The organism is Aquimarina sp. TRL1 (assembly GCF_013365535.1).
Classification (GTDB): domain Bacteria; phylum Bacteroidota; class Bacteroidia; order Flavobacteriales; family Flavobacteriaceae; genus Aquimarina; species Aquimarina hainanensis.
Window position 1 is genome coordinate 701,992 of the sequence record NZ_CP053590.1, and the last position, 14,349, is coordinate 716,340.

The 14,349-nt window shown below is 35.3% G+C and carries 16 protein-coding genes; 6 read left to right on the forward strand and 10 right to left on the reverse strand.

The features are described 5' to 3' along the window. From HN014_RS02645 to HN014_RS02665, 5 genes are read right to left on the reverse strand one after another with little or no spacing between them, the layout of a single operon-like run. Positions 1 to 333, reverse strand: coding sequence for a gamma-glutamylcyclotransferase family protein (locus HN014_RS02645; protein WP_176027345.1), 333 nt, complete (start codon positions 331 to 333; stop codon positions 1 to 3). Positions 334 to 335: 2 nt separating this feature from the next. Further along, positions 336 to 1,622, reverse strand: a complete 1,287-nt coding sequence (hemL, locus tag HN014_RS02650; protein WP_176027346.1) for a glutamate-1-semialdehyde 2,1-aminomutase — start codon at positions 1,620 to 1,622, stop codon at positions 336 to 338. A 6-nt stretch (positions 1,623 to 1,628) separates the two neighbouring features. Next, the gene (locus tag HN014_RS02655; RefSeq protein WP_176027347.1) at positions 1,629 to 2,585 is read right to left on the reverse strand and encodes a glucosaminidase domain-containing protein; all 957 of its coding nucleotides are present in this window, start codon (positions 2,583 to 2,585) and stop codon (positions 1,629 to 1,631) included. A gap of 6 nt (positions 2,586 to 2,591) precedes the next feature. Continuing rightward, on the reverse strand, positions 2,592 to 3,533 hold the full coding sequence (locus HN014_RS02660; RefSeq protein ID WP_176027348.1) for a 1-aminocyclopropane-1-carboxylate deaminase/D-cysteine desulfhydrase: 942 nt from the start codon (positions 3,531 to 3,533) through the stop codon (positions 2,592 to 2,594). Positions 3,534 to 3,536: 3 nt separating this feature from the next. Beyond that, positions 3,537 to 3,863, reverse strand: coding sequence for a hypothetical protein (locus HN014_RS02665; protein WP_176027349.1), 327 nt, complete (start codon positions 3,861 to 3,863; stop codon positions 3,537 to 3,539). Positions 3,864 to 3,891: 28 nt separating this feature from the next. On the opposite strand from HN014_RS02665, the gene HN014_RS02670 reads away from it, so the two are divergent. From HN014_RS02670 to HN014_RS02695, 6 genes are all read left to right on the forward strand, one after another. Further along, positions 3,892 to 4,068 (forward strand): DUF5522 domain-containing protein, encoded by a 177-nt coding sequence (locus HN014_RS02670; protein ID WP_176027350.1) that lies wholly within the window; start codon positions 3,892 to 3,894, stop codon positions 4,066 to 4,068. A gap of 78 nt (positions 4,069 to 4,146) precedes the next feature. Beyond that, a complete protein-coding gene (locus HN014_RS02675) occupies positions 4,147 to 4,680 on the forward strand; it encodes a DUF4136 domain-containing protein (protein ID WP_176027351.1) in 534 nt (177 codons plus the stop codon). Between the two features lie 144 nt (positions 4,681 to 4,824). Next, positions 4,825 to 5,442: a DUF4230 domain-containing protein gene (locus HN014_RS02680; RefSeq protein ID WP_176027352.1), complete on the forward strand. Its 618-nt coding sequence runs from the start codon at positions 4,825 to 4,827 to the stop codon at positions 5,440 to 5,442. 485 nt (positions 5,443 to 5,927) lie between these two features. Beyond that, on the forward strand, positions 5,928 to 6,812 hold the full coding sequence (locus HN014_RS02685) for an AraC family transcriptional regulator (protein WP_176027353.1): 885 nt from the start codon (positions 5,928 to 5,930) through the stop codon (positions 6,810 to 6,812). A 115-nt stretch (positions 6,813 to 6,927) separates the two neighbouring features. Continuing rightward, the gene (locus tag HN014_RS02690; RefSeq protein WP_176027354.1) at positions 6,928 to 7,203 is read left to right on the forward strand and encodes a hypothetical protein; all 276 of its coding nucleotides are present in this window, start codon (positions 6,928 to 6,930) and stop codon (positions 7,201 to 7,203) included. Between the two features lie 527 nt (positions 7,204 to 7,730). Beyond that, entirely contained in the window at positions 7,731 to 8,171 is a 441-nt protein-coding gene (locus HN014_RS02695) for an N-acetyltransferase (RefSeq protein WP_176027355.1), read from the forward strand. 134 nt (positions 8,172 to 8,305) lie between these two features. Here HN014_RS02695 and HN014_RS02700 read toward each other — a convergent pair whose 3' ends face one another. The 5 genes from HN014_RS02700 to HN014_RS02720 form a co-directional block, all read right to left on the reverse strand. Next, positions 8,306 to 9,145 carry a DUF4249 family protein gene (locus HN014_RS02700; protein WP_176027356.1) on the reverse strand — a complete coding sequence of 280 codons (840 nt, stop codon included), beginning with the start codon at positions 9,143 to 9,145 and terminating at the stop codon, positions 8,306 to 8,308. 6 nt (positions 9,146 to 9,151) lie between these two features. Then, the gene (locus HN014_RS02705; protein WP_176027357.1) at positions 9,152 to 11,884 is read right to left on the reverse strand and encodes a TonB-dependent receptor; all 2,733 of its coding nucleotides are present in this window, start codon (positions 11,882 to 11,884) and stop codon (positions 9,152 to 9,154) included. 90 nt (positions 11,885 to 11,974) lie between these two features. After that, positions 11,975 to 12,931, reverse strand: coding sequence for a FecR family protein (locus HN014_RS02710; protein WP_176027358.1), 957 nt, complete (start codon positions 12,929 to 12,931; stop codon positions 11,975 to 11,977). Positions 12,932 to 12,985: 54 nt separating this feature from the next. Further along, complete coding sequence (locus tag HN014_RS02715; RefSeq protein WP_176027359.1) at positions 12,986 to 13,489, reverse strand: sigma-70 family RNA polymerase sigma factor; 504 nt, start codon at positions 13,487 to 13,489, stop codon at positions 12,986 to 12,988. Between the two features lie 151 nt (positions 13,490 to 13,640). Then, a complete protein-coding gene (locus HN014_RS02720) occupies positions 13,641 to 14,294 on the reverse strand; it encodes a LysE family translocator (RefSeq protein WP_217704361.1) in 654 nt (217 codons plus the stop codon). Between the last annotated feature and the right edge of the window lie 55 nt (positions 14,295 to 14,349).

The window sequence follows — 14,349 nt, forward strand, 5'->3', positions numbered from 1 at the left end:
TTATGCTCCTATATACACCCAACCTTCTTTTCCCGAACGAAAAGAAACTTTGACACGTGTATAATCGTCTACTTCGTACGCATCTGCATGCTTTAGCTCTTCTTCTGTAATCTCATACAGGGTTCCTTCTACCGTATCAGAAGCTTGCCCGGAATGTTTTAGAATCAGATGTTCATCTATTCCACTAGAAGCAATAACTGCCTCATCTGTTATTTTTACCGTTTCTATTCGGTAGTTAGTCAATACTTCTTTAGTACCAGTTAACCGTCTTCCAAAAGTATCCAGTTGCACTTTTTCTAATTGCAAGGTTCCATAAGAAAACAATTTTTCCATCCTTATAATTTTTGAGCGACTACTTCGATTGCCTGTATTGTAGCATCAAGGTCTTCATAACTCAATGCATCTGTAATAAACCAGGTTTCAAAAGCGCTGGGAGCAATATATACTCCTTCCTCTAATAAGCCATGGAAAAACTTTTTGAAAGTATCATTATTCGCTGCTGCTGCTGTTTCAAAATCGACAACCTTCCCTTCGGCAAAGTGTACCGAAATCATAGAACCAAGTCTGTTAATTGTGTGTATTATTTGATGACGTTCTAATACCTCAGCTATTCCCTTATGCAGGTAGGCTGTTTTTTCTTCCAGACGATCAAAAATTTCCTGTTCCTGATCCAGCAATGTCAACATGGTTAAACCTGCTGCCATAGCCAGAGGATTCCCACTCAATGTTCCTGCCTGATACACGGGACCTAAGGGTGCCAGATGATTCATAATCTCCTCTCTGGCTGCAAAGGCACCTACAGGAAGTCCTCCTCCTATTACTTTTCCAAATGTGACAATATCAGCAGCAATTCCAAAACGTTCTTGCGCTCCTCCTTTTGCCAATCGAAAACCTGTCATTACCTCATCAAAGATCAATAAAATCCCGTGAGTATCACAAAGTGTTCTCAACCCTTCTAAAAATCCCCTATGAGGGGGAATACATCCCATATTTCCTGCTACCGGTTCTATAATGATGCAAGCAATTTCTCCTTCATTTGCTTCGACAATTTGCCGTACATTCTCCAGGTCGTTATATCGAGCCAGGAGGGTATCTTTGGCTGTTCCTTCGGTTACGCCCGGACTATTCGGGCTCCCGAATGTCACAGCACCACTTCCAGCCTGAATTAAAAAAGAATCACTATGGCCATGATAACACCCGGCAAACTTGATTATCTTATCGCGTTTGGTATATCCTCTGGCGAGACGCACTGCGCTCATACAGGCTTCTGTCCCCGAATTCACGAATCGTATCTTATCAATATTCGGTACCATGGAAACAGCCAGTTCTGCAATTTTGGTTTCAATTTCAGTAGGCATCCCGAAACTGGTTCCTTTTCTTGCTTTTTCTACTACAGCCTCTACTACAGCCGGATGCGCATGCCCTAAAATCATAGGTCCCCAGGAATTGATATAATCAATCAGCTTATTTCCATCTTCATCATATAGATAAGCTCCTTTGGCTTCTTTGACAAAGATAGGGTCTCCTCCAACTGCTTTAAATGCTCGTACAGGAGAGTTTACACCTCCTGGTATTACTTTCTGTGCCTCGACAAATAATGCACTACTTCTTTTGTAAATCATAGATGATTAAAATTCATTTGTATCTCCATCCGGTTTGACTATTAATTCCTGTCCGATAGAGATGGTATTGTCTGTAAGATTATTATAACTTTTAAGTTGCGCTACTTTGATATTGTACTTTCGTGAAATCGAATACAGGGTGTCTCCTTTTTTTACTACATAGACTTTTCCTTTTTCCGTTTCTATCTCTGTATTCGTATCTACTTGAATTCGGCTATTTTTTCTGGATGTTGCCTGTATTTCTTCTTCTGACTTTTCTACAACAGGAACAGGGGGTGCTACTTCTTCTTTTATGACTGTTGGTTCTTTTCTTACAGCCCTTGATTTTGTTTTAGAAAGCACTTCTCTATCGTACTTAGCTAAGTTGTATCGCTCTATAATACTAATCAGTTTTACGGGATATTTTTTATCAGTGGCATATCCTGCAGCTTTTAATCCATATGCCCAAGCTTTATAATCATCTTGCTTATATGTAAAAAGTTTGGCATAACGCTTTCTGTTTTTCAAAAACAGGGAATGGTCTCTGAATGACTGTCCTGCGTGGTCATATTTCCTGAAACATTCTTGCAAGCGATCATCATCGTGATAAACGCTCTCCCCTTCCCAATCATGACATTTAATCCCAAAATGATTATTGGCTCTTTTGGTCAACATTCCATAGCCTGCTCCCGATTCTAGTATTCCTTGTGCCAAAGTGATACTGGCAGGAATTCCATAGGTTTCCATTTCATGTCTTGCAATTTCCTCATAGTTGGCTATATACAGCACAATTTTATCTTTATAGGTGGCGGGAGGCGCAGTTTCTTTCTTTTCTACCCTGGGAACTACTACTTCTTTTTTCGTATTCGGTACTTTAGTTACTTGTTTGGGTATGGTTGGTTTTTTGGTGGTCACTGCTTTTTTACTTCCTCCGCAGGAAACAAGCGCTACTGTGATTCCTATTAGCAAAACAATCTTCCTCATGTATTATTATATTTCAATCAGGGGCATCTTTTTTTTCAATAACTTTTTATTCATTCCGGCAATCCCTTGCAGACCTCCGGTATGAATGGCTAAAATACGAGTATTTTTAATAAAATGCCCTTTTTCTACCTTATCAAAAATCCCAAAAATCATCTTAGCCGTATACACAGGATCTAATACAATCTTCTGTTCTTTAGTAAACGTATTAATAAACTCAATTAGTGTTCCATTTACTTTTCCATACCCTCCAAAATGATATTCATTAACGAGTTCCCAATTGGTTTTTGAGGTATATTTTTTTATTTCTTCTGCTAAGAAGTCGCCTTTTAATGCGGGAAATCCCAAAACCTGCTGTGTTAAAGAACTACTATTGACAATTCCTGAAATGGTCCCTCCTGTCCCTACTGCACAACAAACGATATCATGTTGTTTATCTGCTTCACTGAGGATTTCTTCGCACCCTTTGACAGCCAGTGCATTGGTTCCTCCTTCAGGAATAATAAAACAATCCCCATACACTGCTTGTAATTGGTTTAGAAACTCCTCGGTTGTTTTTTCTTTATACTGTGACCGGCTAATAAAATTAAATGTCATTCCTGCCATGGAAGCGAATCGCAGCGTTTCATTTCCTTTTAAAGTTTTTGAAACATCTTTTCCTAACTCATCTCCCCGAATAACCCCTATAGTTTTTATTCCTAACAACTTACCCGCAGCGGCTGTGGCTGCTATATGATTACTGTATGCGCCTCCAAAAGTAAGAACTGTACTGATTCCTCTTTCTTTTGCTCTCAGTAAATTATATTTTAGTTTTCTGAATTTATTCCCCGATACTTCTTTATGTAACAAATCCTCCCGCTTGATGAATACACGCACCTGATGCTTCTCTAATATCGGGTGAATGATCTCCTGATTCTGAGCGTATACATTTGAAGCAGAAAATAAACTCATAAATTATAAGTACTTAATAAAACTCCAGGTTTTTCGGTTTTTCAAATAGGAAAGATCATGTTCATTACAATAGGCTTCTCTCTCAAAGGAAATATTGCGATATGCTTTATCTGAATTTCGATACTGTACCCATCTTATCAGGTATTCTGACAGGTATAAAATATAAAAAGGAACAACCAGTAATTCTACTTGTTGTCTCAGATGGATTTTCTCATGATTAATAAAGATTTCGTCTTCTTTTAGGGTTGAATCTTTTATTACAATAAATGGCCATAAAACAATTCCTGCAAAATGCCTTCCGATCAAATATTTATTAACGATTATTAGCATATGGATGCAATATAGTATTTTTGTATCGATGAATCGCTTAAAAAAGAATCTAAAACCTATCGAAGGGGACTACTACCTTACTCCTGAAGGATATAGGTGTTTTACCGAACAATATCATCTGAGAAGAGGGTACTGTTGTGAGAGTGGGTGTCGGCATTGCCCCTATGGGTATGACAAAAAAACAAATCAGTATACCAAGAAATAAGTAGCTCTTATAGAATCGGTATGGTTTTTGTGAGTTTTTTCTCATAAGAATTTGTCGAACATTTTAAAATTAAGGATTATGAAATTTACATCATTAGCTTCTCTGATCCTTATTATAATGCTTAGCTCCTGCTCTAGTGTACGGGTAGCTTCTGATTATGATAAGAACGCCAATTTTGATAACTACAAGAGCTTTGCTTTTTATAAACCAGGAATTGACAAAGCTGAGATCAGCGACTTAGATAAAAAACGCATTTTACGGGCTATAGAGGCAGATATGACTGCCAAGGGATTTGTCAAATCTCAAAACCCGGATTTGCTGGTGAGTATATTTACAAAAACCAAAGAAAATATTAACATCTACCAAAACAATTTTGGCTGGGGATACGGTTGGGGATGGACTCCTTTTTACTGGGGACCTAATTACAGCACAGTTTCCAGATCTACAGAAGGAACATTGTATATAGACCTTATCGATGCCAAAAAGAAAGAATTGGTATGGCAGGGAATGGGAACCGCAGCATTAACTAAGAATGTAGACAGAAAACAAGAAAATATTAACTGTATTGTTTCTGAGGTAATGAAAAAATACCCTCCTCAGCTCAACAAATAGCATCTTTAATTTTACAGAAAACTTTATCTGTTGTGTTCAAAAAAGAAGATTTCTCTTCTTCTAGTCGGCTGATAAAGTTTTCTTTATTTATCAAAACCCCTGTATTTTTTTACGTATTTTTAATGCCGAACCAGAATCGACCGTATGCGTAATTTCTTTTTAGGAATCTTTCTTGCTGCTTTTATTTTTATCAGTATACAGTATTTTATTACTCGTTCTGATGCACAAAAAACAGAAATTGCCTCTTCTGAACTCATTCTTAATCAAATCCAACAAGTTGGTAAATTAATTGTTACCGAAGGAAACTTTTCTGAGGTGATTACATATAAGGATGCTAAAAAATTCTACCTGGATTTTCTAACTGCAGAAAAAAAAGCGATTGTTGTAGTCAATGCGGCTGTTAGCATTTCGTATGATTTAAAAAAAATCAAACACCAAATACTTCCTGAAACAAAAACTGTTATTATCACTGAGATTCCAGAAGCTGAAATTAATATCAACCCGACCATCGATTATCACAATCTAGAAGAGGATTTCTTTAATCAATTTACTGCATCGGATCACAATATCATCAGAAAAAAGGTCCACCAACAGCTTCAGCAGAAGATAAAACATTCTTCTCTGGTCAAAAACGCTAGTAACCGACTCATCAGTGAACTTCAAAAAATATATATCCTGACGAACTCTCTGGGATGGACATTGCAATACCAAAAAAGCCCTATCACAAATCAAGAAATGATTCCTTCCCTATTGGAGCTGTAACTCGAGAAGAAAAAACGCTTCTTTTTGATGGTAAATATTCATTTTTTGTGAAAAAAAATTGATTTTCTTAATAATATTTCTCTTTTTTAGAGTTATTAATTATATTGATAATCAACTACTAACCTAAAAAAATATGAATCAGCACCATCAGAAATCCGTTTCTTTCTTGTAAAAAAACACCTAATTTCTATAATAACCCTGTTAATGTCGCCTTATCGGGATTCGCTCTCCTATATGGTTACATTATCGTTTTTTAGTTCTATTACCCTATGGATACTTTATATTCATACTATATCATCAGTTGTGTACAATCGTTGCTTATTTCGTTTATTTTGTTTTTTTACAATTCAAAAAAAAGAAAGATAAACCGTTATTTAGCGATGTTCTTTTTTACCATTTTTATCTACACCTTTAAGGTTATTATATTTCAGGAAGTAAAGCATCCAGCCATTTATTACAACCCTCTTAAACTTAACTTCCTAAGCATGACCTTACTATACTCTTATGCTATTAGAACAACAGGGGTCTATCTGGAGAAAGAACGCCTTCACTACATTCCCGCTATAATAGAATTCTTAGTATTTTCTATCTTTTGTGTTATTGTAAGTTTTAACCCAGATTTTCATGAAATACTCCTGGCGATCAAGTTTATGGAGCTCTACAGTATTTCTGCTACTATTTACATCTTAATTATGTGTGTTTTAATTATCAAAATTAACAAACTCCACAGGATACAGCTTCCACATTTCTACAAAGACATTAAATACAAATCCTTGTTATGGCTGACCATTTTTTGTTTTATCTGTATTGTTTTTAATTTCATTACCACTATTCGGTTTTTCTTTCTTCCAGAGAGCAACATTATGTTTGTTCTCTATCAGTCTTTCTCTCTTTTATCTTTATACTACATTACTATTGCGAGTCTTGTACAAATAAACATTATCAATATGACTACCCCGGATAAGAAAACAATCAGCAAAGAAGGGGATGAGAAGGAAGAATTAGAACATATATTCCAGACTATTGATGCACATCTCAAAACACACAAATCCTATCTGAATCCCTCTATCAACCTAAAAAAATTTTCTAAAGAAATCCATATCCCAGAGCGGTTAATATCCAAAGCAATTAATACAGTAGAACATAAAAATTTCAACAATTATGTCAACTATTACCGAATTGAAGAGTTTAAAACATTGATAGGGTTGGAGAAATATCAGAAATATAGTATTGCAGCAATTGCTCATGAGGTTGGTTTTAACTCCCGGGCTTCTTTTTATAAAAACTTTAAAGAAATGGTCGGTATTTCCCCTTCCGACTACGTATCAAGCTTAAAAAACCCTAATAAAGAGACAGTTAACATGTCTTAAATCAATTTATGAGCTGTCCATAATCATGTTTTAGGACGTCTCTTTATTGCCCTCCTTTGTTTTTTTTCTGTACTTGCTAACTCAAAAGCTAACTACTTTAACACAAACACAAATCATGAAAAACAAGATACTATTCCTTATAGTGGTATCACTGCTATATGTGATCGTTATACTTCCCAATAACAATCAAATAAACTATACGACCTTTTTAATAGAGTCAACGCGCTTATCTCCTTCATTTAACATGCAACAATATCTCAACAGATTCTCTCTGGAAGGGGCTACCTATTTTATTTACAAAAAAAATGATGGGCTGATAGCAATAAGTAACGAGGTCTCTACACAAACTCTTAAAAAGGTCGGGAATAAGCCCCATATTTTACTATTGTAACAGATAACAATCGTAAAGAAGACACAACGGGTGGTTGCCCTGGTATTCAACCGTATCGGGCAGACAGAATTTATGGTGCTGGAGATATGCTAAATTATCAATTAGGTTATTTTTCAATTGCAAGTAACTCTTCGATGATCTCCAGCCTATAAATTCTAAAAAAAATTGGTTTTGGATTTTGTAGTAACTGATAATGAATTCCAATGATAAAAAAACTTTCTCTTCACACAAATAGAAATAATGGATTTTACTGGAAAGATACACTTCCGGAAGATTACTACTTTCCAAAACCTTTATGCTACGATAATATTCGTATAAATCCCCGCGCCAAAGTATGGCATATACATGATCCCGACAGGGAACTATCCGATTAAAGAATTCTTATTAGGTCATAATTCGTAATCTGATGCACTTTGTTTAAGTTTATCTTGGATTTGTCGTAGTTCAAGAAGACCTTTCGGAAAAGAAAGGTCTTCTTTTTAAAAAAATTGTAGAATTCATCGTATTTTACAGACTTATTATATTACATGGAGATTTCATATAGAAAAGCGACAGAAGCAGATATTGATTTTTTACTGAACCTCAGAAAAGAAACAATGGTTCCTCATTTAGAAAATCAACACCTCTTCTTATCAGAAGAACAGCATCTGAATCGGATACGTTTTCATTTTGAAGTTGCCTATATCATTCTCTTTAAAACAGGTCCGATAGGGCTTGTAAAATATTGTGAAACTAAAAAAGAAATACAACTCCTCCAGCTACAAATAACCCCTGATCTTCAAGGAAAAGGTATTGGAAGAAAAGTACTATCTTTTTTAAAACAACAATCGGCACAGAAGAAAAAACAAATAAAACTGACGGTACTTAAGTCAAACCCTGCCCAAGCGTTATATCAACGATTCGGTTTTCGAATTACAGGGGAAGATGCCAATGAATTTCATATGGAACTTCCTGTACAGGTTGAATAACATTGTACTTTGTAGTTGAACACAAACTTTACAAAAAAGAAAAAGGCTGTTTTCACACAACCTTTTTCTGGCGGCAGGCTTGATTTCTAGACCCTTAAATCTCCCCTGCCATAATAAACAACCATTTATTGTAATCAGAGCGAACCTTCTATAGAACTCACACTGGAAATTCCGAAATATCCCAAGGCTGCTTTGTTTGTTTCTACGTTAATAATATTACCGATCAGATGTGCTGGTGGGGAAGAAAATAACCTTCCGGGATCTCCGGAGTCATCATCATCATCATCTCCTTCGTCGATCTGATCTTCTCTCTGCAAAAGGGCATTTAAGTGAAACTGATAGGTCTGAAAATTGATATTATACACCGTCACGGTCACATAATTCCCTGTATCATCATCATCTTCTACAAATGCCTGGTCATTCCCATCGAATAACTTATCATTGGCTACCAAATATTCGTCCGATATAAATTGACCATTATTCGAATAAGAAAAATGCACTAAATAGAAATTAATATCATCCGCAGGATCTTTAAACACCACTCTGGTTAATCCATTTTTTCTGGTTACCTCTTTTAATTCTACCGGAGGTTTTAATCTTTCTTCTGCTGATCTGTAGTTGGTTCCGTCTGCTAGTTCAACTTCTACCCAATACATATTATTTAATACCGGAGACAAGGTTTCCAGACTGGTATACGTACCATTAGTCGCTGTAAAGTTATTGGTCAGTAAAGAAACCACCCCGCTTTGATCTTTTTGATATAGTGATACTGTTGCATCATTTACAGGATCTATGGTTTCTACATCTACAGGAACTGTTCGCTGGATATGTACATTCACATTTCCGGTCTGATTAAGCAATACCCCGGAAATAAACACTTGTGGTTCATGTGCAAAATCTATCTCTATTTCTTTGGTACATCCTACGAGTATTAGTAACAAAAAAACTGCTATAAGTTTATATAATGACTTCATCGTTTCTTAAAATTTAAAATTATACGTAACAAATGGAATAGGTGCTCCTATTAATGAGAATCTAAACGTTTTTAAGTTATTGTTCTTAAATGTAGAATACTCTGAAAATGCGTTTTTATTAGCATATACATTATACACCCCGAATGACCAGCTGCTTTTCCATCTTTTATCGGTATGCTTCGGAGCATAGGTAAATGAAATATCCAGTCTGTGGGTATCTGATATTCTAAAAGCATTACGGCTCGAATATGTCAGATAAGGAGTTCCATTATGCACTAGCCTTCCTGTCGGTCTGGTAGTAGGTCTTCCGGTTTGATAGGTAAAAAATGTTCCTAACGTCCATTTTTCTCCTAATTTGTAATTTGCTGTCATATTCAGCATATGTGGTTTATCGTAATTAGATGGGTAAAACTTTCCATCATTAATATTTTCAGACGCAAATTCACTCTTTGTTTTTCTTCTGGTTTCTGAGTATGTATAATTAAGGTTCCCTGTTAACTTCCCTCTATTTTTATACACTCCGAACTCGGTTCCGAAAGAATATCCTTCTCCCGTAAGCAGTTGGGTCTCTAAATTTTCATTCAAAAACAGATCTGCTCCGTTTTTATACTCTACAATATTGTTAAAATCTTTATAATACCCTTCTACAGAAAAATTGTACACCCGGTCGCGTGTGTCATATGCATACCCTGCTGATACCTGATTTACTTCTAAGGGTTTTATAAAAGGTCCGGAAGGTTTCCAAATATCAAATGGTAGAGCGGCACTGGTATTAGAGATTAAATGTACATATTGAAACATTCGGTTATACCCTACTTTTACCGCTGCATTGTCTTTTATATCCCATTTCAAGGAAAGTCTGGGTTCCCATCCTGAAAAATCCTCTATAATTTCTCCTTTTTTATAGGTTGTCACTCCTGTAATGGTGGTAGCTGATTTTGGAAAATCAGGATCATAACTTGCTACATCATAAGGTCCTAAATTCCCAAACCAGGAATAACGAATTCCCGCATTAAGAGAAAATACGCCCCATTTTCTTTCATACTCGGCATATGGAGCAATTTCCAGTCCTTTTTCTTTTTGAAAACTAATCTCATTCAATCCATCTTCATCTACCTCCACCTTTGCTGGAGTAAATTGATATAATGTCCCATTAACTCCAAATCTGATTTGTGTATCTACATTTTGAAAAAAAGTAAAATCAGGTTTAAAAATCCAATTCTCTACAGAAGATGTCCACTTAAATGCTCCTGTACTTCCTGCACCTCCCCCTGCTTCATTATCAGAATCCAGGCTATAATCATATCGACTGTAAATTCCTGAAACATTCATGAATAACTTATTAGAAAAAATATGATTCCATCGCAATGTTGCTGTAGCATTTTTCCATTGAAAATCGATATCTTGCGACTGCTCTTCTACAGTTCCATCTTCATTCTTTTCTTCATCGAATTTTAACTTCATCACATCTGCTCCAAAATATCCGGAAGCAAATAGTTTATTATTCTCATTTATATCCCAGGATATCTTAGTATTCAGATCATAGAAATACACCTTACTATTCTTGATATCATCTCCCATCAAAGGAAAAAACAAATCAAAATAAGAACGTCTTCCTGACACTAAAAAGCTCAGCTTTTCTTTTTTTATAGGACCTTCGAGAGTCAATCTGGAAAATAGTAATCCCAGTCCTCCTTCTCCTTTGAATTTCTTATTACTTCCTTCTTTTTGACGTATCGCTAATACAGAAGATGCTCTTCCTCCATACCGCGAAGGAATTCCCCCTTTATAAAGCTTTATATCTTTGATAGCATCTGTATTAAACACAGAGAACAATCCCCATACATGAGAAGAACTATACACAGGTGCTTCATCTAACAGAATTAAATTCTGATCGATATTTCCTCCCCTAACATTAAAACCAGTAGCTCCTTCTCCAACGGTACTTACTCCCGGCTGTGTTAGAATCGCCCGGGTTACATCTGCCTCTCCTAATAAAGCCGGAATTTTCTTGATTTCTCTCGCCTTTAGTGTTGACACTCCTGAATGTATAGTAGCTACCTGACTCTTACTAGGGATTTCGGGGGATGTAATAACCACCTCATCTAATGCATTAGAAGCTATTTTTAAATCTACATTCATTTTTTTGTCTTCAGTCAGGTCGACATTTACTTCGTAATTTTCATAACCTATATATGAAAACTGAATTTTGTATTGTCCCTCGGGTAATGTCAGAGAATAAAAGCCATATTCATTAGACACTGTTCCTTTATTCTGACCTACAACAAGGATTGTTGCTCCTAGCAAGGTTTCTCCTGTATCTGCTTCTCGTACTTCTCCACTAATGGTAAAATTACCATTGCTGGTTGGATCTTTTTTACCTGATAAGATCACATGTTTTTTTCGTATGGAATACTGTATACTCGTATCCCTGAATAATTGCTTTAATGCTTCTGATAAATATTCATTGTCTACATTGATATTATAGGTTTCGTTTTCGTCTATCTCATCATTATTATAGACAAAACTATAGGTTGTTTGTTCTTCTATTTTCTCTAATATACTGTGCAATTGCACATTGGATAATTCTAAGGATATTTTATCTTGTGAAAATGTATTTATCGCCATGAGTTGAAGGCAACCCAGCAAATAAATAGATAATGATAGCTTCATTAATAATGCGCGTTTTTTTCCAGAACTTTTGGCATAGAAAAGCCCTATGAAATGTTTTATTTTCATACATTTAAAAAGTTGATAATTAATACTGATCTCGTGATGAGTTTGTTATTGACTTTCTGTGTGGAGGAATGGCGGTTTCTCCACACTCTTTTATTTTATAACATACTCTTTTTCAGACATTGACTGATATTCAAACGGTTTTATAAGTTGCAATGTTTCTAATATTTCCTGGATAGGTGTATTCTCTTCAAAGGTTCCCGTAAAATTAGAATTGGATACTTGTTCATTTTCAAAGTTGATTTTAATATTATACTGAATACTTAGGTCCGTTGCGATTTCTCTAAACGATTTATTTTTAAATATAATTTTACCTTCTTTCCAGCCTATAATGGTATTGGTTGTTTTTTCTACAGTTTGTTCTATTCTTTTATCTTTTTTATAGAAAGTGACTTTATCTTTCGGATCCATCAGGATCTTTTCTTTAAAATGTTTATCTGAGCTTACTTCTACTTTACCTGTCAGCAACACCGTTTCTGTATAGGCTTTATTTCCATAGGACTTCACATTAAAACTGGTTCCCAGTGCTTTTACTCTGATATGATCCGGAGTATCTACTGTAAAGGGAACTTTTTTATTTTTTGCTACTTCAAAAAAAGCTTCTCCTTCTAGATAAATAGCCCTTGGGTTTTTCTCATCATACGTGATGGTGCTCGAGGCATTTAGCCAAATCAAAGAACCCTCCGGCAGTTTGATTTCTTTTCGTTCTCCATAATTCGTAGTAATAGTAATCGCATCTGATGATGTGTAAAAAAATGCATACATCCCCGAAAGAACCAAGACGATCAAAACTGCAGCATACTTATAAAGATTTCTTTTTTTGAATGTCTTTTCTTTGTGCACTTCATCAAAAAACTGCTTTTTTGCCGAAACCACATCCGCGGTAGTAAGTACTGAAGTCTTCTTATATATTCCGGTTATTTCCTGAAAAAGTTCCTCATCATATGCATTGGATGTTTTCCATGCTTCTACCTGCTGTATTTCTTCTGCTGTTGCATTCCCCGAGACATATGCCCAAAGCATCGCTTCTGTTACTACATCATATTTCATATTCGACATTTTATATATATAACGTTTGTCGAATAAGGGTACCCTATATTTTTTTTACAAAAATTCTTTAAGTCCCTTTCTAAAAGTAGTCAAAGCCTTGGAAACATGCTGTTCTACGGACTTTACAGAGATCTCTTTTTTTTCTGCAATTTCTTTATAAGTAAGTCCTTTTTCTCTGGAAAGCTGAAATATTTCGGCGGTTTTTGCCTGAAGTGAATTATAAATCTCGTGAATTCGACTGTTAATTTCCCACTCATTATCCAATTCTTCTGATAACTCTTTATTAATGAAGTAAAGATTGGTGTTTTTTTCTCTGGCTTTTGATTTCCTATAAAAGTCGATTATTTTATTTTTCAGTACGATTATCAGGTAGGATTGAACGGATCGTTTTTCTTTTTGTACACTTTCAAAATTCTGCCATAACTTGATAAAAGTTTCCTGCACAATTTCTTCTGACATATCTTTTTCTCCCAATCGCTTAAATGCGTAATTGTATAAAGGTGTATAGTGCTGGTCAAATAAGTCCGAAAACTCTTTTTCCTTGTTTCGATATATCATCTTTGAGTTGGTCTAGCTAATTTAATAAGAGCTTAACAAATTAAATGATTTTTCTAAAGAAATGTATAAAACTCACTTCTTATTTTTTTGTTAAGATATTTTGATATAAGACCTTAAACAGGAAATAAAGTTACAGTTTTGACTGTTATTTTTATTTACTTATCGCCAGTTTGATTCCAAAAGAAACAAAAACAACTCCAGAGATTTTATCCAGCCATTTTTTTATTTTCTGATTTTGTTGAATTTTTTCTGAGAACCTAGCGGAGAAAATCGCCAATAATGTACACCACAAAACTCCGGTAAAGACATAGGTAAAGCCCAGTATCAAAAAGGAAAGTAAAGGCATTTCGAATTCCGGATTGACAAACTGAGGTAAAAAAGCAATATAAAACAACGCTACTTTAGGGTTTAGCAGGTTCGTCAATGCTCCTGACAGGTATATTTTTTTATAGCTCTCTTTTTTAGAAACGTGAACTCCTTCCATTTTTTTGTTACTAAAAATCAGCTTACAACCTAGTCCTATCAGATATATAGCTCCGAGATATTTTACAATATCAAAAGCCAGTTGAGATTCTGCTAATAAGGCAGAGAGTCCAAAAGCAGTTAACAAAGTATGCATGGCTGACCCGGTACAGATTCCCATGACGGAAATGACACCGCTTTTAGTTCCTCCAGAGAGGCTTTTTCCCAGAATATACATAGTTCCGGCTCCCGGAGTCATATTTAATAAAATGCCTGTTGCTACAAAAGCGCCAAAATTCTCTATCCCAAACATAATTACACAAGTTACAAACTGCTTCCTCAAAAATACGTTTTTATCTTGTTACCAGACACTTTACAACCTCCTTTTCTTCAGTTAA

Excerpts from the sequence above, each read along its gene's own strand:
- HN014_RS02675 (WP_176027351.1), top strand. The coding sequence starts at position 4,147 with ATGAAATTTACATCATTAGCTTCTCTGATCCTTATTATAATGCTTAGC.
- HN014_RS02705 (WP_176027357.1), bottom strand. The coding sequence starts at position 11,884 with ATGAAAATAAAACATTTCATAGGGCTTTTCTATGCCAAAAGTTCTGGA.
- HN014_RS02665 (WP_176027349.1), bottom strand. The coding sequence starts at position 3,863 with ATGCTAATAATCGTTAATAAATATTTGATCGGAAGGCATTTTGCAGGA.
- HN014_RS02690 (WP_176027354.1), top strand. The coding sequence starts at position 6,928 with ATGAAAAACAAGATACTATTCCTTATAGTGGTATCACTGCTATATGTG.
- HN014_RS02695 (WP_176027355.1), top strand. The coding sequence starts at position 7,731 with ATGGAGATTTCATATAGAAAAGCGACAGAAGCAGATATTGATTTTTTA.
- HN014_RS02670 (WP_176027350.1), top strand. The coding sequence starts at position 3,892 with ATGAATCGCTTAAAAAAGAATCTAAAACCTATCGAAGGGGACTACTAC.
- HN014_RS02660 (WP_176027348.1), bottom strand. The coding sequence starts at position 3,533 with ATGAGTTTATTTTCTGCTTCAAATGTATACGCTCAGAATCAGGAGATC.
- HN014_RS02680 (WP_176027352.1), top strand. The coding sequence starts at position 4,825 with ATGCGTAATTTCTTTTTAGGAATCTTTCTTGCTGCTTTTATTTTTATC.
- hemL (WP_176027346.1), bottom strand. The coding sequence starts at position 1,622 with ATGATTTACAAAAGAAGTAGTGCATTATTTGTCGAGGCACAGAAAGTA.
- HN014_RS02655 (WP_176027347.1), bottom strand. The coding sequence starts at position 2,585 with ATGAGGAAGATTGTTTTGCTAATAGGAATCACAGTAGCGCTTGTTTCC.
- HN014_RS02710 (WP_176027358.1), bottom strand. The coding sequence starts at position 12,931 with ATGAAATATGATGTAGTAACAGAAGCGATGCTTTGGGCATATGTCTCG.
- HN014_RS02700 (WP_176027356.1), bottom strand. The coding sequence starts at position 9,145 with ATGAAGTCATTATATAAACTTATAGCAGTTTTTTTGTTACTAATACTC.
- HN014_RS02645 (WP_176027345.1), bottom strand. The coding sequence starts at position 333 with ATGGAAAAATTGTTTTCTTATGGAACCTTGCAATTAGAAAAAGTGCAA.
- HN014_RS02715 (WP_176027359.1), bottom strand. The coding sequence starts at position 13,489 with ATGATATATCGAAACAAGGAAAAAGAGTTTTCGGACTTATTTGACCAG.
- HN014_RS02685 (WP_176027353.1), top strand. The coding sequence starts at position 5,928 with ATGACCTTACTATACTCTTATGCTATTAGAACAACAGGGGTCTATCTG.